General features: G+C 59.6%; 1 protein-coding gene. It reads left to right on the top strand.

What is annotated here, in order from left to right; all coding sequences use genetic code 11:
* Positions 1–386, top strand: a 386-nt coding sequence (locus IMZ11_RS42725) for an LppA family lipoprotein (RefSeq protein ID WP_228649298.1), incomplete at its 5' end; no start/stop codon positions are given.
* Between the last annotated feature and the right edge of the window lie 475 nt (positions 387–861).

Consider the following 861-nt stretch of genomic DNA (forward strand, 5'->3'; position numbering starts at 1 on the left):
CACACACCCAATTGGAGTCCGTGATTATCAAGCTCGGCCAGCAGATCGCCGCTATCGCTCCATCTGTGGCCTGGGAATGGCGACGTACAGATAGCAGGGGCGGCTGCAATCCACCGTACGAGCAATCAGACGGACAACTGATACTGCTACGAAACTACGTATCCGACAACCCAATTCCCGAACAGAACTGGAAGCAGGCTGCCGACCTTGCACAACAATCTGCCTCTTCGTTGGGCGCAACCGAGCTCACCGTATTCAAAGATCATCCCAACAATCACGACCTACAGTTCACCAGCGACACCGGGACAACCTTGCGCATTGGATCGCAAGCCGCAGCGCTGATCACCGGCAGCACCGGTTGCAGACTGCCAAGCAAGACCAGATAGCGGCCTCAATATCGTCTGCAGGGCGCGTGGCGCTTACCAAATTGGCGCTGGCGCCCATCCCGCTCTGTCACTGGCCTGCCTCGATAGCAGCGACCTTGGTGGCGCCCTCTTAGGCGCAGAGGCGTTGCAGGTCGACAGGCCCTGCGGCGAGCAGAGCATCGATACGTGTATGCACCCGCCATCACGGTGAGGCTTGGACGACGGCAGCGTACCCCCGATCAACTTGATGTGGTGCCAAAAGATCCGACCTGATCGTGAAATGACCGCGGCTCAGTTCGTGAACGATGGACAGCTGATGACAGGAGAGAATGTGAGTACCGCGAAGGTGTGAGTGCGGACCAGGCGAGCCAACTGCCTAGGCGGTACGAGTGGAGGACGGTGAGGCGATGACGGCCGGAAGACTGCGTCGGATCTCGGTTGCCCTGGCGTTGTGTGTGCTGACTGCCGGATGCACTGTGACCACCGGCGGGCACGT

The organism is Microtetraspora sp. AC03309, from assembly GCF_020826795.1.
GTDB classification, from domain to species: Bacteria; Actinomycetota; Actinomycetes; order Streptosporangiales; family Streptosporangiaceae; genus Microtetraspora; species Microtetraspora glauca.